The sequence below is a fragment of the Pseudoalteromonas sp. S1610 genome, from assembly GCF_005887465.1.
In the GTDB taxonomy this organism is placed as follows: domain Bacteria; phylum Pseudomonadota; class Gammaproteobacteria; order Enterobacterales; family Alteromonadaceae; genus Pseudoalteromonas; species Pseudoalteromonas undina.
Genome location: NZ_PNDI01000023.1, coordinates 19,262 through 40,232, shown reverse-complemented (window position 1 = coordinate 40,232; position 20,971 = coordinate 19,262). Strand labels below are relative to the sequence as shown.

Annotated in this window: 20 protein-coding genes; 16 read left to right on the top strand and 4 right to left on the bottom strand. The window is 41.6% G+C overall.

Going from position 1 to position 20,971, the window contains the following annotated elements; all coding sequences use genetic code 11:
• The first annotated feature begins 455 nt into the window (after window positions 1-455).
• Complete coding sequence (locus tag CWB77_RS10620) at window positions 456-1,952, top strand: NAD(P)H-hydrate dehydratase (protein ID WP_138571256.1); 1,497 nt, start codon at window positions 456-458, stop codon at window positions 1,950-1,952.
• A gap of 56 nt (window positions 1,953-2,008) precedes the next feature.
• Here the strand turns inward: CWB77_RS10620 and rnk are convergent, their stop codons facing one another.
• From rnk to CWB77_RS10600, 4 genes are all read right to left on the bottom strand, one after another.
• Window positions 2,009-2,422, bottom strand: a complete 414-nt coding sequence (gene rnk / locus CWB77_RS10615; RefSeq protein ID WP_138571257.1) for a nucleoside diphosphate kinase regulator — start codon at window positions 2,420-2,422, stop codon at window positions 2,009-2,011.
• Window positions 2,423-2,597: 175 nt separating this feature from the next.
• Window positions 2,598-4,247: a chaperonin GroEL gene (gene groL / locus CWB77_RS10610; protein ID WP_054202663.1), complete on the bottom strand. Its 1,650-nt coding sequence runs from the start codon at window positions 4,245-4,247 to the stop codon at window positions 2,598-2,600.
• 49 nt (window positions 4,248-4,296) lie between these two features.
• Window positions 4,297-4,584 (bottom strand): co-chaperone GroES, encoded by a 288-nt coding sequence (locus CWB77_RS10605; RefSeq protein ID WP_008113511.1) that lies wholly within the window; start codon window positions 4,582-4,584, stop codon window positions 4,297-4,299.
• Between the two features lie 109 nt (window positions 4,585-4,693).
• On the bottom strand, window positions 4,694-5,173 hold the full coding sequence (locus tag CWB77_RS10600; RefSeq protein ID WP_010391671.1) for an FxsA family protein: 480 nt from the start codon (window positions 5,171-5,173) through the stop codon (window positions 4,694-4,696).
• 240 nt (window positions 5,174-5,413) lie between these two features.
• Between CWB77_RS10600 and cutA the strand changes: the two genes are divergently transcribed.
• The 15 genes from cutA (at window position 5,414) to CWB77_RS10525 (ending at window position 20,929) form a co-directional block, all read left to right on the top strand.
• Window positions 5,414-5,734: a divalent-cation tolerance protein CutA gene (gene cutA, locus CWB77_RS10595; protein WP_010391672.1), complete on the top strand. Its 321-nt coding sequence runs from the start codon at window positions 5,414-5,416 to the stop codon at window positions 5,732-5,734.
• Window positions 5,734-7,539, top strand: a complete 1,806-nt coding sequence (locus CWB77_RS10590; protein ID WP_138622673.1) for a protein-disulfide reductase DsbD — start codon at window positions 5,734-5,736, stop codon at window positions 7,537-7,539. Before cutA ends, CWB77_RS10590 begins: the two co-directional genes overlap by 1 nt.
• Before the next feature lie 228 nt (window positions 7,540-7,767).
• Window positions 7,768-8,220, top strand: coding sequence for a type II 3-dehydroquinate dehydratase (aroQ, locus tag CWB77_RS10585; RefSeq protein WP_138622671.1), 453 nt, complete (start codon window positions 7,768-7,770; stop codon window positions 8,218-8,220).
• A 33-nt stretch (window positions 8,221-8,253) separates the two neighbouring features.
• A complete protein-coding gene (gene accB / locus CWB77_RS10580; RefSeq protein ID WP_010391678.1) occupies window positions 8,254-8,721 on the top strand; it encodes an acetyl-CoA carboxylase biotin carboxyl carrier protein in 468 nt (155 codons plus the stop codon).
• Window positions 8,722-8,747: 26 nt separating this feature from the next.
• Window positions 8,748-10,088, top strand: a complete 1,341-nt coding sequence (gene accC / locus CWB77_RS10575; protein ID WP_008113500.1) for an acetyl-CoA carboxylase biotin carboxylase subunit — start codon at window positions 8,748-8,750, stop codon at window positions 10,086-10,088.
• Window positions 10,089-10,214: 126 nt separating this feature from the next.
• A complete protein-coding gene (gene tsaE / locus CWB77_RS10570) occupies window positions 10,215-10,682 on the top strand; it encodes a tRNA (adenosine(37)-N6)-threonylcarbamoyltransferase complex ATPase subunit type 1 TsaE (RefSeq protein WP_138622669.1) in 468 nt (155 codons plus the stop codon).
• Between the two features lie 28 nt (window positions 10,683-10,710).
• Window positions 10,711-12,054: an N-acetylmuramoyl-L-alanine amidase gene (locus tag CWB77_RS10565; RefSeq protein ID WP_138604967.1), complete on the top strand. Its 1,344-nt coding sequence runs from the start codon at window positions 10,711-10,713 to the stop codon at window positions 12,052-12,054.
• 30 nt (window positions 12,055-12,084) lie between these two features.
• Window positions 12,085-13,911, top strand: a complete 1,827-nt coding sequence (gene mutL, locus CWB77_RS10560; protein ID WP_138571259.1) for a DNA mismatch repair endonuclease MutL — start codon at window positions 12,085-12,087, stop codon at window positions 13,909-13,911.
• A gap of 10 nt (window positions 13,912-13,921) precedes the next feature.
• On the top strand, window positions 13,922-14,839 hold the full coding sequence (miaA, locus tag CWB77_RS10555) for a tRNA (adenosine(37)-N6)-dimethylallyltransferase MiaA (protein ID WP_054202670.1): 918 nt from the start codon (window positions 13,922-13,924) through the stop codon (window positions 14,837-14,839).
• 81 nt (window positions 14,840-14,920) lie between these two features.
• Entirely contained in the window at window positions 14,921-15,184 is a 264-nt protein-coding gene (gene hfq / locus CWB77_RS10550; protein WP_008113494.1) for an RNA chaperone Hfq, read from the top strand.
• 16 nt (window positions 15,185-15,200) lie between these two features.
• A complete protein-coding gene (hflX, locus tag CWB77_RS10545; protein WP_010391685.1) occupies window positions 15,201-16,484 on the top strand; it encodes a ribosome rescue GTPase HflX in 1,284 nt (427 codons plus the stop codon).
• Between the two features lie 106 nt (window positions 16,485-16,590).
• A complete protein-coding gene (gene hflK, locus CWB77_RS10540; RefSeq protein WP_010391686.1) occupies window positions 16,591-17,760 on the top strand; it encodes an FtsH protease activity modulator HflK in 1,170 nt (389 codons plus the stop codon).
• 5 nt (window positions 17,761-17,765) lie between these two features.
• A complete protein-coding gene (gene hflC / locus CWB77_RS10535; RefSeq protein ID WP_010391687.1) occupies window positions 17,766-18,644 on the top strand; it encodes a protease modulator HflC in 879 nt (292 codons plus the stop codon).
• A 208-nt stretch (window positions 18,645-18,852) separates the two neighbouring features.
• Complete coding sequence (locus CWB77_RS10530; protein WP_010391689.1) at window positions 18,853-20,166, top strand: adenylosuccinate synthase; 1,314 nt, start codon at window positions 18,853-18,855, stop codon at window positions 20,164-20,166.
• A 124-nt stretch (window positions 20,167-20,290) separates the two neighbouring features.
• Window positions 20,291-20,929 carry a tetratricopeptide repeat protein gene (locus CWB77_RS10525; RefSeq protein WP_138571260.1) on the top strand — a complete coding sequence of 213 codons (639 nt, stop codon included), beginning with the start codon at window positions 20,291-20,293 and terminating at the stop codon, window positions 20,927-20,929.
• Window positions 20,930-20,971: the final 42 nt, after the last annotated feature.

Here is a 20,971-nt window from a genome sequence, read left to right as displayed (position 1 = left end):
ATTTGAAAGTAGGACATTACCAGGCTCCAAATAAGAGAAAGCCCGATTCGAAAGAGTCGGGCTTTTTTACGTCTGCAGAAAAGTGAAAAGCACACACTCACCCAGCACTATCACGTAGGTTGGGCGAGCGAAGCGACTCCCGGCGAATAAAGAAGAGTCTAGCATTAATTATGTACTCTCTAGCGCTGTGGGTAGTACAACATTCTACTGTGCTGTCGCTTCGAAGTAGCACACCGACTCCAAATGTAAGAGAAGTGCAAAGCATCCGGCTTTAGGTAAAATAAGCCCTGCTTTACGCTGACCTCCTATTAACTTCTCTTGTATGGTTATCCTCGTTATATAAAATTAATAGCTCCTTAAATAAAGCCTTATAGATTACATAACTATGTTTTACTTGAAAAAGAATTTATAAAGCCCAAAATGAAATTAAGTATTCTTATTAAATTGAGCTGTTTATGTCATTACTACTAACGCCACCTAAGTGCGAGCAATTGACCTATTTGTCAAAACAAATAAAAGGGTATGAAGAACAAGCAGTCCATACTACCGGCGCAGACCTTTACACGCTGATGCAGCGTGCCGCGGAGGCTGTTTTTTGCTGTTGGAAAACCTTTAATGCAAAACAAACGTTAGTTATTACAGGTAATGGAAATAATGCTGGAGATGGTTATGAGGTAGCTCGGTTAATCAAACAAGCAGATCGGCATGTAGTTGTTTGCGCGATTAATCCGAATAAAGCCTTATCCGGAGATGCAGCAAAAGCACAAAAGCAATGGATTGATGCCGGTGGTGAAATTTGTAACTTTAGCGCTGATGCACTCGATGAGTGTGATGTGATAATTGATGCATTACTCGGCACTGGTCTTGAGAATACGGTACGCGATAATGTTGCTACTATTATTAAAGCGGTAAATGAAAGCACTAAACCTATACTGAGTATTGATGTGCCGTCAGGTATTAATGCAGATACAGGCTGTCCTCAAGGAACAGCCATTATGGCCACCAAAACAATGACATTAGTTGGGATAAAGCAAGGACTCACCACGGCTAAAGGAAAGCAGCATGCCGGGCAGTTGTATTTCGATGAGTTAGGTATTGGCGAGCAATTTATGAAATTAGCCACCCCTTCTGCTCAGATTATCAATATAGACAGCTTTAAACCTTTGCCTGAGCGCTCAGTGAGTAGCCATAAAGGTAGTCATGGAAAGTTATTATGTATAGGAGGAAACCACGGCTCTGCAGGAGCTATTAGATTAAGTGCTGAAAGTGGATTAAGGTCTGGTGCTGGAATGGTAAAAGTGTATACCCATGAACATGCCGTTTTACCTGTGAGCATCGGGCGACCAGAGCTTATGGTAACTAGTGAACACTTGGATGATGCCCTAGCATGGTCAACGTGTGTAGTTATCGGTCCAGGTTTAGGCCAAGATGAATGGGCCCAAAAAACCTTTGATCAGGCAATCCGTTATTGCCAGCAAAACAATATCCCTACTGTTATTGATGCAGACGCCTTAAACTTATTAGCTAAGCAATCATCTTCTCATAAATTAAATAATACCGTGCTAACGCCTCATCCTGCAGAGGCTGCACGGTTATTAAACTTAACTACCTCTGAGGTTGAGTCTGATCGTTTTTATTATGCTCGACAATGTGCGATCAACTTCGCAGCGACCTCTATTTTAAAGGGCGCAGGTACGCTAATCGATAATACCGAGCATACTTGGATATGTGAAAATGGTAACCCTGGTTTGGCTGTAGGAGGAAGTGGTGATGTGCTTAGTGGTATAATTGGGGCGTTAATGGCTCAAGGATTAAATACCAGTGAGGCAGCATGTTATGGCGTTGTGTTACATGCAAAGGCGGGTGATAGAGCCTGTGAACAATCAGGGCAAAGAGGAATGTTAGCCAGTGACTTATTTGCGCATGTAAGAGCACTGCTCAATCATAAATAGTAAAAGCAGCAGTGACTGGCTGTGCTAGCTAATGTCTTCGCTGCTTGTTTTGGCTACTATCTGTGAAGCTCACCAGCTCTTTCAGGCTGATAAGTAACTTCTTTGATGGTTACTGTTACTAATCCACCGCCAGGCTTTGGCCATTCAATTTGATCTCCTTGTGAAAGGCCAAGTAATGCACTACCTACAGGGGCTAAGATTGATATTTTGTCGCCAATTGAGTCAATATTTTTTGGGTAAACAAGCGTTAAAGTAAACTCTTCGCCTGTAGATTCAACAACAAAGTTCACAGTTGAATTCATGGTTACCACGGTTGCGGGAATTTCGTGCGGCTCAACTATGCTGGCTCGTGCAAGTTCTGCTTCAAGCTCTTTTTCACCCGCAAAGCTGTTTGCAGGCAACGACTCCATCAGTGCATACAACCTATCTGCATCCAGCGATGAAATGACAATTTCAGGTTTTGTATTCAACTTAATATCCTTAATCATGTTAAATAAAATTTACTCTGGTATAGCTTGCAGGAACTCAGTTGCATTGGAATACACTGAGTTAATTTTATTGTTGTTTAGTGAATTTATTTTATTTCTATTGCTAAAAACCCAGCCGAAGCTGGGTTTTTATTTGAGCTAAGTGTTTAGGGGATGATTACATCATGCCGCCCATTCCACCCATGCCGCCCATGCCACCCATATCAGGTGCACCAGCTGCTTCTTCTTTAGGAATTTCAGCAACCATAGCCTCTGTAGTGATCATTAGACCAGCAATCGATCCTGCAAATTGTAATGCAGAGCGCGTTACTTTCGTTGGATCTAGGATACCCATTTCAATCATGTCGCTGTATTCGCCAGTGGCTGCATTGTAACCGTAGTTACCTTCTCCGCCTTTAACTGCGTTAATAACAACTGATGCTTCATCGCCTGCGTTTGTAACGATTTGACGAAGTGGTGCTTCCATCGCACGAAGTGCCACTTTAATACCGTGGTTTTGGTCTTCATTGTCGCCAAGTAGCTCAACTAGCTTGCTAGCAGCACGTACTAATGCAACACCACCACCTGGTACTACACCTTCTTCAACCGCTGCGCGAGTTGCATGTAATGCATCTTCAACACGGTCTTTTTTCTCTTTCATTTCAATTTCAGTAGCGGCACCTACTTTGATTACAGCAACACCGCCAGCTAACTTAGCCATGCGCTCTTGTAGCTTTTCTTTATCGTAGTCAGAAGTCGCTTCTTCAATTTGTGCTTTGATTTGAGCAACACGACCGTTGATACCGTCTTCTTCACCAGCACCATCAATGATTGTTGTATCATCTTTAGTGATTACTACGCGCTTAGCTGTACCTAAGTCTTCAACTGTTGCTTTTTCAAGTTCAAGGCCGATTTCTTCAGAAATTACAGTACCGCCAGTTAATACCGCGATATCCTGTAGCATTGCTTTACGACGATCGCCAAAGCCAGGTGCTTTAACCGCTGATACTTTTACAATACCACGCATGTTATTCACTACTAGTGTCGCTAACGCTTCACCTTCAAGGTCTTCTGCGATGATTAGTAGAGGCTTGCTTGCTTTTGCAACCGCTTCTAATGTTGGTAATAATTCACGGATGTTAGATATTTTTTTATCTACAAGTAAGATAAATGGGTTATCTAGTTCAACTGCGCCTTTTTCAGCGTTGTTGATGAAGTATGGAGATAAGTAACCACGGTCAAACTGCATGCCTTCTACAACATCTAGTTCGTTTTCAAGTGATTGACCTTCTTCAACCGTGATAACACCAGTATTACGGCCTACTTTTTCCATTGCATCAGCAATGATTTCACCAATCTCTTTATCAGAGTTAGCTGAAATAGTACCTACTTGTGCAATTGCTTTAGTATCAGAACATGGAACAGAAAGAGCTTTAAGTTCTGCTGTTGCAGCAATGATTGCTTTATCAATACCGCGCTTAAGATCCATTGGGTTCATACCCGCAGCAACCGCTTTAAGGCCTTCGTTAACAATAGATTGAGCAAGCACAGTTGCGGTAGTGGTACCGTCACCAGCAGCATCATTTGCTTTAGACGCTACTTCTTTAACCATTTGTGCGCCCATGTTTTCAAACTTGTCTTCAAGTTCGATTTCTTTAGCTACAGATACACCATCTTTAGTGATTACTGGGGAGCCAAATGATTTGTCTAGTACAACGTTACGACCTTTAGGGCCCAATGTTACTTTTACTGCGTTTGCTAAAATGTTTACGCCAGTTAGCATTTTTGCACGTGCGTCGCCTGCAAACAGTACTTCTTTTGCTGCCATGTTTAATTTCCTCTAAATTCTTAAAATGTGTGTTAAACGAAAAGTAGGTTTAGCCTACAATGCCTAAAATATTATCTTCACGCATGATCAGGTATTCTTGACCTTCGATCTTTTCAGTTTTTTCAACATATGAGCCAAATAACACAGTGTCACCGGCTTTCACTTCTAACGCGCGAACGTCACCGTTTTCTAAAACGCGACCATTACCTACGGCAACAACTTCTCCACGAGTTGATTTTTCAGCTGCAGAGCCAGTTAATACAATACCGCCAGCAGACTTGGTTTCTTCTTCTAGACGCTTGATGATTACGCGATCTTGTAAAGGACGAATGTTCATGTTTTTAGTTCTCCTAACAGTTTCTGAACAGTACAGAAAAAAGTGTATCTAATTTGCTTTCATTAATGGGGGTAGAGTGAAAAATTCCAAGAGAAAAAATGATAAATTTTTAATCTTTTCGCTCGTATTCACCATCTATAGTATTGGGACGGTTTTCATCTTGCTCATGATGCATTGATTGATGAGGTTGTGAAAATCCTGAAGTACCTGTTTGATGCATACTCGCGCTCATTCTCACCGTTGCTTGGCTGGCAAGCCCTGCGGCTAATTTATTGCGAATAGCTGGAGTAAGAAGCAGTAGGCCAAATACATCCGTCATAATGCCGGGTGTTAGTAAAAGTACGCCAGCAATAATCACACAAATACCCGTAAACAACTCTTTAGCCGGCATTTGCCCTTGAGCCATTTGCACTTGTACGTTTTGTAGTGCGCCCATTCCTTGCTGTTTCACCATTTTCGCACCCACAATCGCGGTTAGTACCACTAAAGCAATTGTTGCGAAGCCACCTATCACGTCACTAACCTGAATTAGTAAGGCAATTTCAATAATTGGGATGATGATAAACAGCAAAAATAAAATTCTAAACATAAGACTCTCTAAAAAAATGACACTTATTAAGGTGCTAATGAAATATAAGTGAGGGTTGTCGGGTCTATTTTCAAGCTAATAAGAGTAAGTAATAAACTTTAATGTTAGTAAAGTTACAGGTGGCGGGTCTAAATCAATTTACTACAAAGACCCAAAATGTAGACAGAGTTCGTGTCTACACATTACACCCGCTATCAGCTACTATGGGGCTAGACCCCCGTAAACAAGTAAAGGTTCACTATGACAACGCAATTTAAACTTATTTTTACCACTTGCAAAGATAACGATGAAGCCCGTTTATTAGCTATGGCGCTAATAGAAAAGAAACTAGCCGCTTGTGTAAATATTTTACCGGCCATGAGTTCTATTTACATATGGGAAGGTGAAGTAGCTGAAGCAACAGAAGTGAAGCTACTAATTAAAACCAAAGCTGACAAAATGAACGATGTGTTTTTAACCTTAAAAGATCTTCACAGCTACGAAGTACCAGAAATACAAGTTGTTGATGTGGCAACGGGTAACTTGGCTTACTTTAATTGGATGGATGAGGTACTTCATTAATGCGCTTTATTTTATTTTTTTTATTAAGTGTTTTAATGGCGCCTGCTTGGGCAACACAAAATACCCTTGAAGATTTTCTCAAACCTACTCAACATACATTTTTACCAGTCAATGAAGCGTTTGTATTTGATTTTGACCAGCAAGGCAGTACGTTATTTGTTGGTTGGGATATCGCTGATGACTATTATCTGTATAAAGACAAAATAGAAATTATTGCCAAAGGTGCCAGCATTGATGTGCCTGAGTTGGGCTCTGGTGAAATAATTGAAGATGAGTTTTTTGGCAAAACTGAGGTGTTTTTTAATTCTCTCAGTATTATCAGCAAGCTGAGTAATATCAGTGAAGATGGCGTTGTTAAGGTGCGTTATCAGGGCTGTGCAAAAGCAGGGCTGTGTTATCCACCTGAAATTATTAGCATTCCATTAAGTGTATTGGCAAGTGAAACTAATACTAATGAAAATACCGCAGCAAGTAGTGCATTTACGGCACTTAGCCAACCTGCAGAAAAACCAGTAACTGCAGCAACACCCGAGAAAAAACTCACTTTTACAGAGCAGTTAGCCAGCCAAAGCTTAATGGTTAATTTAGCTATATTTTTTGCTGTGGGCGTAGGTTTGGCATTTACACCCTGTGTATTTCCGATGTTTCCTATTTTATCTAGCTTAATTGCGGGTCAAAAGAACCTGTCTACCAAAAAAGCATTTGCCCTATCATTCGTTTATATTCAAGGCATGGCGGTTACCTATGCCGCATTAGGGCTTGTGGTTGCTGCGTTAGGTGGGCAAGTGCAAGGCTATTTACAGCATCCATATGTATTAATTAGCTTTAGCTTATTGTTTGTACTGCTGGCTATGTCGATGTTTGGTTGGTACGAAATAAAGTTACCCAGCGGCATGATGAACAAGCTAACCCAAGTGAGCAACAACCAAAAAGGCGGTAACTATATTGGGGTGTTCTTGATGGGGGTTTTATCAGGGCTTATTGCATCTCCTTGCACTACAGCGCCTTTATCAGCCGCATTATTATTTGTGGCACAAAGCGGCGATTACCTAGTAGGCGGGCTAACACTTTACGTACTGAGTTTAGGTATGGGGCTACCGCTGTTATTATTAGGTACATCGGGAGGTAAGCTATTACCGAAAGCTGGCGGCTGGATGGAACAAGTTAAAACCTTATTTGGTTTTATTATGTTAGTTGTGCCACTTATTTTGCTAGAGCGCATTATAGATATTGAAATTATTATGCTTATGGCAGGCTTATTAGCTATCGCCACAGCGCTTTATTTCCATTATTGGCAAAGCGCCCAAACTCAAGGCAAATTAAAAACCTTATTGTGGTTTATGGCTGTTTTATTGATGCTTACTGGCTTTAATTTAACCAAAAACTATTTTTGGCCAACACAAGCTGTGAGTTTACAAACAACCTCGCAAAGCAATGAGTTTAAACACGTTGCCAATTTAGCCGAGCTTAAACAAGCCGTATCACAAGCAAATAGCGAAGGGCGCATGGTTATGGTGGACTTATACGCTGACTGGTGTGTAGCGTGTAAAGAGTTTGAGCATTACACCTTTCCCGACCCGCAAGTACAAAGTGAGTTTAGCCATTACCAACTGATTCAAATTGACTTAACCCAAAGCGATAATGAAACAATTGAGCTAATGGAAGCATATTCAGTGTTTGGTTTACCGAGTATTTTATTCTTCAATACTCAAGGTGAAGAGCTAAGTGCACAACGTGTTACTGGCTTTTTAAATGCGGATGATTTCGCTAAGCACTTAGCTGCAGTGCGTGCCAGCGCTGAATAACCATTCTATATGGCATAACATGATTGGTAATGTTGTGCCATTATTCCCCCTCAAGATTCGTCCCCAAAATAGAGATTAGACCAGTATTTTGCTGCTATTTACTTCGAAATCACTATAATAGTTGGTTAACGTGAGAAATTGTTGCTATCTTACTTTTTTAGCTTACTTTTTAGTGAAAAATTAGTTAGTAACCGCTTAACTCATTACTTATAGGATATATCGCGTATTATGGCTGCAAAATTAAAGATTTTAGTTATAAATGGCCCAAATTTAAACATGCTAGGAAAGCGTGAGCCCGATAAGTACGGTTCACACTCTTTAGAGCATATTATGAGCGATTTAAACAACGCTGCTAATAGTTTAGATGTGGCGTTAACGCATTTTCAAAGTAATAGTGAGCAAGTGCTCATTGAACGCATTCATGATGCTTGGCAAGCGGTTGATTGCATCATTATTAACCCTGCAGCATTTACGCACACAAGCGTCGCATTACGTGATGCATTGCTAAGCGTTGATATTCCGTTTTTTGAAGTGCACTTAAGTAATGTGCATGCACGTGAAACGTTTCGCCATCATTCTTATTTTTCTGATGTGGCGCAAGGCGTTATTTGTGGATTAGGTGCAATGGGCTATCACGCTGCTTTACATGCAGCGGTGAGCCGATTGCAAAACTCAAACTAAATTTAAACTAACAAACTAATAGGCGGGTCGTTTATGGATATTCGCAAGATCAAAAAACTAATTGAATTAGTAGAAGAATCAGGTATTGCAGAACTAGAAATCACTGAAGGTGAAGAATCAGTACGTATTAACCGTAATAACATGAGTGCCGGTCCTGCGTACGCGCAATTCGCACCTCAACAATACGCCCCAGCAGCACCTGCTCCAGCCGCGACTGCACCATCAGCACCTGCAGCCGTAGAGTCTGAAGCACCTGCAGGCCCTACAGGGCATCAAGTTAAATCACCTATGGTAGGTTCTTTTTACGCAGCAGCTTCTCCAGAAGCACCAGCATATGTTGAAGTGGGCTCTCAGGTTAAAGTTGGCGACACGCTATGTATCGTTGAAGCAATGAAAATGATGAACCAAATTGAGTCAGATAAAGCCGGTACAGTAAAAGCTATCTTAGTAGAAAACGGCGAGCCAGTAGAATTTGATCAACCTTTATTCATCATTGAATAATAGCGCAACGTAAAAGGCCAACTCTCATGTTAGATAAAGTAGTCATTGCAAACCGAGGTGAAATTGCACTTCGTATATTGCGCGCCTGCAAAGAGCTTGGGATCAAAACGGTTGCTGTGCATTCAACGGCGGATCGCGATCTTAAGCACGTATTACTAGCAGATGAAACCATCTGTATTGGTAAACCAGCAGCAACTGAAAGTTACTTAGACATTCCACGCATTATTGCCGCAGCAGAAATTACTGATGCAGTCGCTATCCACCCAGGTTATGGTTTTCTTGCTGAAAATGCAGACTTTGCAGACCAAGTTGAGCAAAGTGGCTTTGTATTTATCGGTCCTCGTGGCGATACTATTCGTCTAATGGGCGATAAAGTATCGGCAATCGAAGCGATGCGTAAAGCGGGTGTTCCTTGTGTACCTGGCTCTGATGGTCCGGTATCGGATGATAAAGAACGCAACATGCAAATTGCTAAGCGTATTGGTTACCCGGTAATTATTAAAGCAGCTGGCGGTGGCGGTGGCCGTGGTATGCGTGTTGTTCGCAACGAAGCTGAGTTAATCAATTCAATTGCGCTAACCCAACAAGAAGCGAAACAGTTCTTTGGCAACAGCATGGTTTACATGGAGAAATTCCTTGAAAACCCACGCCACATCGAAGTACAAGTATTGGCCGACGGTCAAGGCAATGCGGTTCACTTAGGTGAGCGTGATTGTTCAATGCAACGTCGCCACCAAAAAGTAGTGGAAGAGGCGCCAGCACCAGGGATTACTGCAGAAGTACGTAAGTTCATTGGTGAGCGTTGTACACGTGCGTGTATTGAAATTGGTTATCGTGGTGCAGGTACGTTTGAGTTTTTATACGAAAACGGTGAATTTTACTTCATTGAAATGAACACCCGTATTCAGGTTGAGCACCCAGTAACTGAAATGGTCACCGGTGTTGATTTAATCAAAGAGCAATTAAAAATTGCCGCTGGTCAGCCTTTATCATTCACTCAAGAAGATGTGGTTATTCGTGGCCATGCTATTGAGTGTCGTATTAATGCTGAAGACCCAGAAACCTTTATTCCATCACCTGGTAAAATTACCCGTTTTCATCCAGCTGGTGGTTTAGGTATTCGTTGGGACAGTCATATTTACGCTGACTACACCGTTCCTCCACATTACGATTCTATGATTGGTAAGCTGATCACTTACGGTGAAAACCGTGATGTCGCTATCGCCCGAGCACGTAATGCGCTTAATGAACTCGTTATCGATGGTATTAAAACCAATACGCCACTGCATAAACGTATTCTTGCAGATGAAAACTTCAAAAATGGTGGCACAAATATCCACTACCTTGAGAAGAAATTAGGACTGTAAAGTCCATGCTAATTAAAAACCGGCTTAAGCCGGTTTTTTTATCTTTAAAAAAGAGGCAGTATCACCTTAAATAAATAATCTGGTATGATTAACAAATATGCGCTTTTCGTAAATTTTGAGGTAATCATGTCGTGTAGTTTTAATTTTCATTTAGTCGATGAAAATGCCACTGTTGCTATGGGTAATAAATTAGCTGCCATAATAGAGCAGGGCGCAGTTATTTATTTGCATGGTGACTTAGGGGCCGGTAAAACGACATTTACTCGCGGTATAGTGCAAGGTTTTGGTCATATAGGTAAGGTTAAAAGTCCCACTTATACACTAGTTGAACCCTACGAGCTTGTGCGTGGCAATGTTTATCACTTTGACTTATACCGATTAGGTGACCCAGAAGAGCTTGAATTTATGGGGATTCGCGATTATTTTTCAGAAACGGCAACTTGTATTGTTGAGTGGCCGGAAAAAGGCGGAGAATTTATTCCTGTTCCCGATCTAAATGCTACGCTAAGTTATGTAGGTGATGAGCGTAAAATTGTTATTAACAGTGCGAGTGAGCGTGGTGTAGCAATTGTCAAAAAACTAAATAATAGATAATAAAATAGTTAAGGCAGTGATTATCAAAATGAGTCGTGGTTTAGTTAAACTTTTTATTTACCTCATGGTTTTTACAGTGAGCTTGCCATTGTGGGCGCAAAACACTATTAATAGTGTGCGTGTCTGGCCATCACCTGATAGCACTCGGGTGGTGTTTGATCTCGATGATAAACCCGACTTCAGTTACTTTATGCTAAAAAACCCAAGTCGTTTAGTGGTTGATTTAGAAAACACTGATGAATTAAAAAAATTGCCAGGTGTGCCACCAAAACATCAAATTGTTAGCAAGTTACGTTACTCAAAACCTAAAAATAAACGCAGCGTGCGTTTAGTGTTTGAATTAAATGGGCCAGTTAAACCGGTTATATTTGCACTTGCCCCCACAGGCCCTTATAAAAACAGGTTGGTGGTCGACTTATACGACAAAAGCCAATCAAAAGGGGCGGTTAGTCCGGCACAAACGGCGGCTAAAAAACGCCAGTTAAGCCAAGAGCGCGATATTGTAATTGCTATTGATGCAGGCCATGGTGGTGAAGACCCAGGTTCCATTGGCCCATCAGGTACTTACGAAAAAGACATTACTTTGCAGATTGCCAAGCGTTTAGAGCGCATGATTGATGCTGAGCGAGGCATGATTTCGCGTATGGTTCGCAGTGGCGATTACTTTGTTAAACTTAATACACGAACTAATCGCGCTCGCCAGAAAAAAGCCGATTTTTTTGTCTCTATTCATGCAGATGCGTTTACCAGTCCGGGACCCAATGGTGCTTCTGTATGGGTGTTGTCGCTGCGACGTGCCAATTCAGAGATTGGTAAATGGATTGAGGATAAAGAAAAACACTCAGAGTTACTTGGCGGTGCTGCCGATGTAATTAAAGATGCTGCAAATGAAAAGTACTTAGCACAAGCCTTGCTTGATATGTCGATGGATCACTCCATGAAAACAGGGCTAAGTGTTGCAGATGAAGTGATAAAAGAATTAAAAAAAGTAGCAAAAATGCACAAAAAGGCACCGCAACATGCCAGCCTTGCAGTATTGAAGTCGCCAGATATTCCGTCTATTTTGGTTGAAACTGGGTTTATCTCTAACCCTCGTGAAGAACGACTACTAAAAAGCGCCAATCACCAAGAACGTTTGGCGAAAGCGATGTTTACCTCAATTAAAAATTACTATTTACGCAACCCGCCTGACGACTCACTGTTTGCGTCATTAAAGTCTCAATACCCAACAAAACACAAGGTACGTCCGGGGGAGTCACTGAGTATGTTGGCAGGTCGATATGGCGTTAGTATCAGTAAAATAAAACAGGTTAATAAGCTCAGTTCAAATACGCTATTTATTGGCCAGGAACTTGATATTCCTCAGAGTTAATTTTAAAAGCGCACAACATTTAAGGTTTTTATGAGTATTGAAATATTACCTGCGCGCTTGGCAAACCAAATTGCGGCGGGTGAAGTTGTTGAGCGTCCCGCGTCGGTGGTTAAAGAGTTAGTAGAAAATAGCCTAGATGCAGGTGCGACACGTATTCAAATAGATATTGAACGCGGTGGTCATAAGCTGATTCGAATTCGTGATAATGGTTCAGGCATTGCAAAAGAGGAGCTCACATTAGCGCTTTCTCGCCATGCTACCAGTAAACTAAAGTCGCTCGATGACTTAGAAAATATTTGCTCTTTAGGCTTTAGAGGCGAAGCTCTCGCGTCTATTAGCTCGGTATCTCGCTTAACCTTAAGCTCTAAGCCTGAACAGCAAGAAGCCGCTTGGCAAGCCTTTGCGCAAGGCAGAGATATGGCCGTAGAGGTAAAGCCTGTGGCACATCCCAGCGGTACCACAATTGAAGTAAAAGATTTATTTTTTAATACCCCAGCACGGCGTAAGTTTTTACGTACCGAAAAAACTGAGTTTAGCCATATTGATGAGCTTATAAAGCGGATTGCGCTGAGTCGTTTTGACGTATCAATTACGTTAACCCATAACGAAAAAGTGGTGCGGCAGTATCGCGCTAAAACCGATCCTGCTCAAGCGATTACACGAGTTGCCCAAGTGGCGGGTAAAGCGTTTGCAGAACAGGGACTGCATATTCAATCAGGTGAAGCAGGGCTGCAACTACATGGCTGGGTGCTGCCGGTTGGCTCGGCCAATACCACACAGTACACCTATGTAAATAATCGTATGATGCGCGATAAACTTATTTTGCACGCTATTCGCCAAGCATTTGAGGAAGTCAGCGGTGAGCAAGAGTTACCCGGGTTTGTGATTTATATTGATATAGATCCACGTCAAGTGGATGTAAACGTTCATCCTGCTAAACATGAGGTGCGCTTTCATCAAGGGCGCTTAGTACACGACTTTATTTTGCAAGCGGTAAAACAAGTTGTTGTGCCCCTGCAAGCTGAGTTTTCAAACTCCAGTGAAGCTAATGATAATAGCCCACCAGTGGCTGCATTTAATGCACACACTACTACCAGTAGTGAACCGTTTGATTACCCTAAGTCGTCATTACAGCCTAGTCGGTCATCTTCAGCGCATAGCACAACTTATAGTGCTGCAACTCAAGGTACAGGTAATCAACAACGTGCTGAAAGTCGAAATTACCATGACGTAAATGCGTTTTATCAAGGTGTGAGTGAGCAGCAAGCACATCACTTTGATAATCCAGCACCATTTGTGCAATCAGATGAGACTCAAGTATCAGATACAGCGCTTCGTACTGTCGATATAATAACCATTGAACAGGGCGCTTGTGTGTTTAATGATGAAAACCAACTTTATTGTTCACACTTTAAATATGCGCTAGCGGATGATTGGCTTGCACAAATTAAGGAGCAAGGCAGCCTTGAGGGCAAAGCATTGTTATTACCCGTACGGGTCAATGTCTCAAAACAAGATACCGAACTGCTGGCTACGCAACAATCATGGTTTACTTTGCTTGGCTTTGAACTTTTAATTGAAAAACAATTTGTTATGGTTAAAAAGTTGCCTGTTTGCTTGTACTTACTTGACGTGAGTACCGCGGTAGATGCCTTACTTGATGGGTGTAAAGCTCAGTTAGAAAGTATTGAACAGTGGCTAGCGTGGCAGGTAAATGTAATACCTACACGGTTCTATGCCAGTAAAGCCTTTGCAGTACAGCAAACTCGCTTACAAAATAATGCGCAAACAATTGAACGTTTACGTGAAAAAGCAGTTAAAATAGATCTAAAGTCTTATCTAGCGCAATTTAATTAGGGTATTCGTGTTGAGTAATTTACCGGTCATATTTTTAATGGGCCCCACCGCTGCTGGTAAAACAGCATTGGCAATTTCACTGTGTGAGCATTTAAATACTGAAATTATCAGCGTTGATTCGGCACTGGTTTATAAAGGTATGGATATTGGTACCGCTAAACCGGATGCCGACGAACTAGCACGTGCACCCCATCACCTAATTGATTTACTCGACCCAAGCGAAACCTATTCAGTAGCTGATTTTAGACGCGATGCGATAGAAAAAATTGATAAATTTCATCAACAAGGTAAAGTGCCTGTACTGGTTGGAGGTACAATGATGTACTTTAAAGCCCTTATTGATGGATTATCCCCTCTACCAGAGGCTGATGAGCAGATAAGAGCTGAGCTTGAAGTACAGGCGAAACAGTACGGTTGGCCACATTTATATCAAGAGCTATTAAAAGTAGATCCACAAGCTGCGAAAAAGATGAGTGAAAATGATTCACAACGAATTAATCGCGCTTTAGAGGTTTACCGTATAACAGGTAAAACAATGACTGAATTGCAAAAGCAAAAACAGCCACCTTTACCCTATACTTTTCATCAATTTGCTATTGCTCCAGATGATCGTAAAGAGTTACATCAGCGAATTGCAGAAAGGTTTAAAATAATGATTGAACAGGGGTTTGAAAAAGAAGTTTCGACCCTATATCTACGTGAGGATTTACATCCCAATATGCCTTCTATTCGTTGTGTAGGTTATAGACAGATGTGGGATTACCTTGCGGGTGAAATAGACCATGATGAAATGGTTTTTCGCGGTATTGCTGCCACTCGTCAATTGGCTAAGCGTCAATTAACGTGGTTAAGAAGTTGGCCTGACGTTACGTGGTTAACAACCGGTGATGAAGAAAACTTGCATCGTGTAGTAAGTTCGCTAAGCTAGTAGTAGCTGGACAAAATTTAGCTTTATTAAATTAGTTCAGCCACTTAATTATAATAACACCTAGAACGAAGGAATAATAACATGGCAAAAGGCCAATCGTTACAAGACCCATTTTTAAATGCATTACGCCGCGAGCGCATTCCAGTATCAATTTTTTTGGTAAATGGCATAAAATTACAAGGTAAAATTCAGTCATTTGACCAATTTGTAATTTTACTGGAAAACACTGTTAATCAAATGGTGTATAAACATGCAATTTCAACAGTTGTACCTGCACGCGCAGTCAACTTCCAAGGTGTACAGGGAAATGAAGACACTGAAGAAACGGAACCAGGAAACTTTTAAATTAGGAGCGTAATGCTTGTTTGACCGCTATGAATCTGGCGAACAGGCAATTTTAGTCCATATCGACCTACCTAAAGATGGGGATCGCGAAGATCTTCATGAATTAGAAATGTTGGTATCTTCTGCTGGTGTTAGTAGTTTGGCGGTTGTGCAAGGCAGCCGTCAAGCACCACATCCCAAACTATTTGTCGGTACCGGCAAAGCGGAAGAAATAGCTGAAATTGTCAAAATCCACAATGCCGATGTTGTCATTTTTAACCATCAGTTGAGCCCGTCTCAAGAACGCAATTTAGAGCGTGTTTGTCAATGTCGGGTACTTGATAGAACAACACTTATTCTTGATATTTTTGCTCAGCGTGCCCGTACTCATGAAGGTAAACTCCAAGTAGAGCTGGCTCAGCTTCGCCACATGTCTACACGTTTAATTCGTGGTTGGACCCACCTTGAGCGTCAAAAAGGGGGGATAGGCTTACGTGGTCCTGGTGAAACGCAGCTAGAAACCGATCGACGTTTATTGCGTGCACGTATTAAAAATATTCGAGCTCGACTTGCTAAAGTCGCTGTACAGCGTGAACAAGGTCGACGTGCTCGTACGCGTAATGAAATTCCAACAGTGTCGCTGGTCGGCTATACCAATGCCGGAAAATCAACACTGTTTAACTATATTACCGATTCAGATGTATATGCAGCCGATCAGCTATTCGCCACACTAGATCCAACACTGCGTAAACTCGATATTGGTGATGTTGGTTCTGTTATTTTAGCCGATACTGTAGGGTTTATTCGACACTTACCGCATGATTTGGTGGCTGCATTTAAAGCAACTCTGACCGAGACGCGTGAAGCCGATTTACAACTGCATGTGATAGATGTAGCTGATCCTCGCCGAAAAGAAAATATTGAACAGGTACAAGAAGTCCTCAAAGAAATTGAAGCCGACGAGGTACCGCAGTTATTAGTTTATAATAAAATTGATGCGCTGGATGAGGTAACGCCACGTATTGATCGTGATGACGAGGGCCAACCTATAAGGGTATGGCTATCTGCAAAAACTGGCGAAGGCTGTGAATTACTTAGTGAAGCTATTAGCGATTTACTCGCTAAGCAAATGCTTAATGAAACGTTATTACTCGCACCACAATATGGGCGTTTAAGAGCATCACTATTTAATTTAAGTGCAGTACACAATGAGCGGTTTGATGAACAAGGTAATTGGTTGCTTGATGTACGATTGCCTATGATTGAGTGGAACCGTTTAATTAAAGATTTTGGCCCTGAAATTGAAAGTTTTATTAGCTGAGATTAAAAACTGCAAGATTAATGTCGGTTTTAGTATAAGAAACGCAGAAGATTTGTTAGATTTAACACAATTTCCGAATTTATTTAGATAACAATGGAGTATAGCTATGGCCTGGAATGAACCGGGTAATAATGGCAATGACAAAGATCCGTGGAATAACAAAGGCGGACGTGATCAAGGCCCACCTGATTTAGACGAGGTGTTCCGCAAATTCAGTAACAAGTTTAACGGCTTATTTGGCGGTAAAAAATCCGGCAATGGTAGCGGCGGTGGACTTGGCGGAGCCGGTATTTCATTTGTACTTATTATCGCTGCAATTGTATGGGCGTTAAGCGGTATTTATACGGTGAAAGAAGCTGAGCGCGGCGTCGTTCTTCAATTTGGTAAGTTTGACCGAATTGCAGATCCTGGCTTGCGTTGGAAAATGACCTTTGTTGAAACGGTTATTCCAGTCGATATCGAAGCTGTTCGCTCGTTATCAGCATCAGGCTTTATGCTAACCGAAGATGAAAACGTAGTAAGCGTTGAATTTGAAGTACAGTATCGAGTAATCGACCCTTACTTATATAAGTTTAGTGTCACTAACGCTGACAGCAGCCTTGAAGAAGCATTAGATAGTGCGCTGCGTTATGTTGTTGGTCATTCAAAAATGGACCAAGTACTGACAAACGGCCGTGAAGTTGTACGTCAAAATACTTGGGATGAGCTAAATCAAATCATCGAACCTTACAACTTAGGTTTAATCGTAACTGACGTTAACTTCAAGGACTCTCGTCCACCAATGGAAGTTAAAGATGCGTTTGATGATGCAATTGCGGCCCAAGAGGATGAGCAACGCTTTATTCGTGAAGCAGAAGCGTATGCCCGTGAAATTGAACCGCGTGCGCGTGGTCAAGTGACTCGTATGACGCAAGAAGCTGAAGGTTACCAAGAACGTATTACTTTAGAAGCGCAAGGTGAAGTGGCTCGCTTTGAGAAATTACTTCCAGAATACCAAGCAGCTAAAGAAGTAACACGTGAGCGTTTATACATAGACACGATGCAAGAAGTGCTAGGTAATAGCTCTAAAGTGTTGGTTGATGTTAAAGGCGGCAACAATATGATGTACTTACCACTTGATAAAATCATGGAAAAACAGGGTTCATCAACACGTATTGCTTTACCTAGCTCTAGCGATATCAACGATTTACGTAACAAGGTAAATACGTCACGCAACAGCACAGTTAATAGTGGTAACGATCGCTTTAACAATGATCGCTTTAACGACGGGAGATAAGAGCAATGAAAAACTTTAGTTTAGTAATCCTATTAGCCGCCATTGTGATGTCTTTCTCGTCGGTGTTCGTGGTCTCTGAAGGTCAAAAAGCGATTGTACTTTTATTTAGTAAAGTGCAAAAAGACAGCGACGATGAGGCAGTAGTTTATGGCCCGGGTTTACACTTAAAAGTCCCATTTTTTAGTCAAGTACGTCGTATTGATGCACGTATTCAAACACTAGATGGCACACCGGATCGCTTTGTAACTAGCGAGAAAAAAGACTTAATCGTTGATTCGTTTGTAAAATGGCGCGTAAACGATTTTAGCTCTTTTTACCTGCGTGCACGTGGTGACAAGCAATACGCTGAAACACTGCTTAAGCAAAAAGTAAATAATGGCCTACGTACTAACTTTGGTACGCGTACTATTCGTGAAATTGTATCTGGTGAGCGTAGCGAGCTGATGGAAGAAGCGTTAGTACAAGCATCTGAAAGTGCTAGTGAGCTGGGTATTGAAGTACTTGATGTGCGTGTTAAGCAAATTAACTTACCACAAGAGGTGAGTAGCTCTATTTACCAACGTATGCGCGCTGAGCGAACTGCAGTTGCTAAAGAGCACCGCTCTGAAGGTCAGGAAAAAGCAGAAACAATTCGTGCAGGTGTTGACCGTCGCGTAACAGTAATGCTTGCCGACGCCGAACGTAATGCTCGTTCTGTTCGTGGTCAAGGTGATGCTGACGCTGCTGCGATTTACGCTAGTGCTTACAATAAAGACCCTGAGTTTTTTAGCTTTGTTCGCTCTTTAGAAGCTTATAAGCAAACTTTCAAAGGCAAGCAAGACGTGATGGTGTTATCACCGGATAGCGACTTCTTCCAATACATGAAAGGCGCGAAAGCTCAGTAATCATAGCTTTAGTTAAACTTGAAAGCCCTGCAATTGCAGGGCTTTTTGTTATCTGAATTTTAAGTTTATAAATGACTGTTATTTATGTGATTATTAACGAAACACTGATGTTTACTACCCGCACGAGGAAAAAATAAGCTAAACGGGGTGAACATTGCTTTAGTTTTCTGGTAAAATCTCGTCCTAATTTTCTCTAAGTGAATTTGCAATGGGTAAAAACGTTGTTGTACTAGGCACCCAATGGGGTGACGAAGGTAAGGGTAAGGTAGTTGACCTCCTTACAGATAAAGCATCTTTAGTAGTTCGTTATCAAGGTGGTCATAACGCAGGCCATACTTTAGTGATCGACGGTGAAAAGACAGTTCTACACCTTATTCCATCGGGTGTATTACGTGACAATGTTAAATGTGTGATTGGTAATGGTGTTGTTTTATCACCAGAAGCGCTAATGAAAGAAATTGGCATGCTTGAAGAGCGTGGCGTACCTGTACGTGAACGTCTTTTAATCAGTGAAGCATGTCCGCTAATATTGCCTTTCCATGTTGCATTAGATGTAGCTCGCGAAACTGCGCGTGGCGATAAACCAATCGGTACAACGGGTCGTGGTATCGGTCCAGCGTACGAAGATAAAGTAGCACGTCGTGGTTTACGTGTTGGTGATTTATTCAATCCTGAATTATTTGCTACTAAGTTAAAAGAAGTATTGGAATACCACAACTTCACATTAGTGAACTACTACAAAGTAGACGCTGTTGACTTCCAAAAAACGTTTGATGATGCAATGGCTGTTGCTGACATTTTAAAAGCAATGGTAGTTGATGTAACTGAGCTTTTAGATCAAACGCGTAACGCCGGTGACAACATCTTATTTGAAGGTGCTCAAGGTACACTACTTGATATCGATCATGGTACTTACCCTTATGTAACATCTTCAAACACCACCGCTGGTGGCGTTGCTACAGGTGCGGGTTTTGGCCCATTACACCTTGATTATGTGCTAGGTATCATTAAAGCGTACACAACACGTGTAGGTTCAGGTCCTTTCCCTACAGAGCTTTACGACGGTCTTGATAAGCAAGACCCAGTCGGTAAGCATTTAGGTGACAAAGGTCATGAGTTTGGTGCTACTACAGGTCGTTTACGTCGTACAGGTTGGTTAGATGCCGTGGCTATGCGCCGTGCAGTCCAAATCAACAGCATTTCAGGATTTTGTTTAACTAAACTTGACGTTTTAGATGGTTTAGAAACACTTAAAATCTGTACTGGTTATAAGCTTGAAGATGGTACTGTGACTAACGTGACGCCATTAGCAGCTGAAGGTTACGATAAAGTAACGCCAGTATACGAAGAAATGCCTGGCTGGTCTGAAAATACAGTGGGTGTAACATCACTTGAAGGCTTACCTAAAGCGGCAATTGATTACATTAAACGTATTGAAGAAATCACTGGAGTACCTGTTGATATTATCTCTACAGGTCCTGATCGTGTTGAAACGATGATACTTCGTAGCCCATTTGCATAATTGGGTTTATGTTGAAAAAAAGCTGCCATGCGCAGCTTTTTTTATGTCTGCAGAAAAGTGACGCTATTAATAGTGGAACGATCTTTGTATATTATTTGGTAAGTTTATTTTTAAAGTGGTTAATATGCGTTTATCTTCTCGTTGCTCAGTGTGGTCATTATCACTACTTACACTTACTTTATTCAATATAAGCAATAGCTTAGCTGAAGAAAGTCCTGCAGCTGTGCCGCTGTATACTGAATCTGAGTTAATAGCTTTAATTAATGAGAACACTCATCTAGCGCGCGTAAAGGCAGATAATTGCCAGTTAGTGCAAGATATAGAAGCGCGAGCCAATAAAATGGCATTGCCATCATATCAATTCCTATACGGTGATATGCTCGCTTATAAAGTGTGTGTTGAGCGCGATGTTGCTTTAGGTGTGTATTACATGAAAAAAGCGGCTGAGCAGGGCTTAGCGGCTGCATTAGAGCAACTAGGTCGCTACTACGACGTTGGGCAGTTGGTCCAAAAAGACAAAACCATGGCAATAACCTACTTACGTGAGGCGTCAGCGCAAGGCAACTTAAAAGCGCAATTACGATTAGTTGGTTTGTTTAATCAAGGTTATGGAAGTCCAAGAGATTTCGAAGATGCTTATCGTTGGCTGTTTAACACCACGGTAGCTGATAAAGCGACACATAAAAAAATAGAGAGAGCATTAACTAAACTTGCTGAAAAAATGCCAGCCAGTGTCGTTACCCGCGCGCGCTTACCTATGTAAAAAAGCGAGAGTGCTTTTGCCGCACTCTCGCTTTTTTTAGTT

Excerpts from the sequence above, each read along its gene's own strand:
- hfq (WP_008113494.1), top strand. The coding sequence starts at position 14,921 with ATGGCAAAAGGCCAATCGTTACAAGACCCATTTTTAAATGCATTACGC.
- hflK (WP_010391686.1), top strand. The coding sequence starts at position 16,591 with ATGGCCTGGAATGAACCGGGTAATAATGGCAATGACAAAGATCCGTGG.
- CWB77_RS10605 (WP_008113511.1), bottom strand. The coding sequence starts at position 4,584 with ATGAACATTCGTCCTTTACAAGATCGCGTAATCATCAAGCGTCTAGAA.
- tsaE (WP_138622669.1), top strand. The coding sequence starts at position 10,215 with ATGTCGTGTAGTTTTAATTTTCATTTAGTCGATGAAAATGCCACTGTT.
- accC (WP_008113500.1), top strand. The coding sequence starts at position 8,748 with ATGTTAGATAAAGTAGTCATTGCAAACCGAGGTGAAATTGCACTTCGT.
- groL (WP_054202663.1), bottom strand. The coding sequence starts at position 4,247 with ATGGCAGCAAAAGAAGTACTGTTTGCAGGCGACGCACGTGCAAAAATG.
- mutL (WP_138571259.1), top strand. The coding sequence starts at position 12,085 with ATGAGTATTGAAATATTACCTGCGCGCTTGGCAAACCAAATTGCGGCG.
- aroQ (WP_138622671.1), top strand. The coding sequence starts at position 7,768 with ATGGCTGCAAAATTAAAGATTTTAGTTATAAATGGCCCAAATTTAAAC.
- CWB77_RS10620 (WP_138571256.1), top strand. The coding sequence starts at position 456 with ATGTCATTACTACTAACGCCACCTAAGTGCGAGCAATTGACCTATTTG.
- CWB77_RS10600 (WP_010391671.1), bottom strand. The coding sequence starts at position 5,173 with ATGTTTAGAATTTTATTTTTGCTGTTTATCATCATCCCAATTATTGAA.
- CWB77_RS10565 (WP_138604967.1), top strand. The coding sequence starts at position 10,711 with ATGAGTCGTGGTTTAGTTAAACTTTTTATTTACCTCATGGTTTTTACA.
- cutA (WP_010391672.1), top strand. The coding sequence starts at position 5,414 with ATGACAACGCAATTTAAACTTATTTTTACCACTTGCAAAGATAACGAT.
- hflC (WP_010391687.1), top strand. The coding sequence starts at position 17,766 with ATGAAAAACTTTAGTTTAGTAATCCTATTAGCCGCCATTGTGATGTCT.
- CWB77_RS10530 (WP_010391689.1), top strand. The coding sequence starts at position 18,853 with ATGGGTAAAAACGTTGTTGTACTAGGCACCCAATGGGGTGACGAAGGT.
- accB (WP_010391678.1), top strand. The coding sequence starts at position 8,254 with ATGGATATTCGCAAGATCAAAAAACTAATTGAATTAGTAGAAGAATCA.
- CWB77_RS10590 (WP_138622673.1), top strand. The coding sequence starts at position 5,734 with ATGCGCTTTATTTTATTTTTTTTATTAAGTGTTTTAATGGCGCCTGCT.
- CWB77_RS10525 (WP_138571260.1), top strand. The coding sequence starts at position 20,291 with ATGCGTTTATCTTCTCGTTGCTCAGTGTGGTCATTATCACTACTTACA.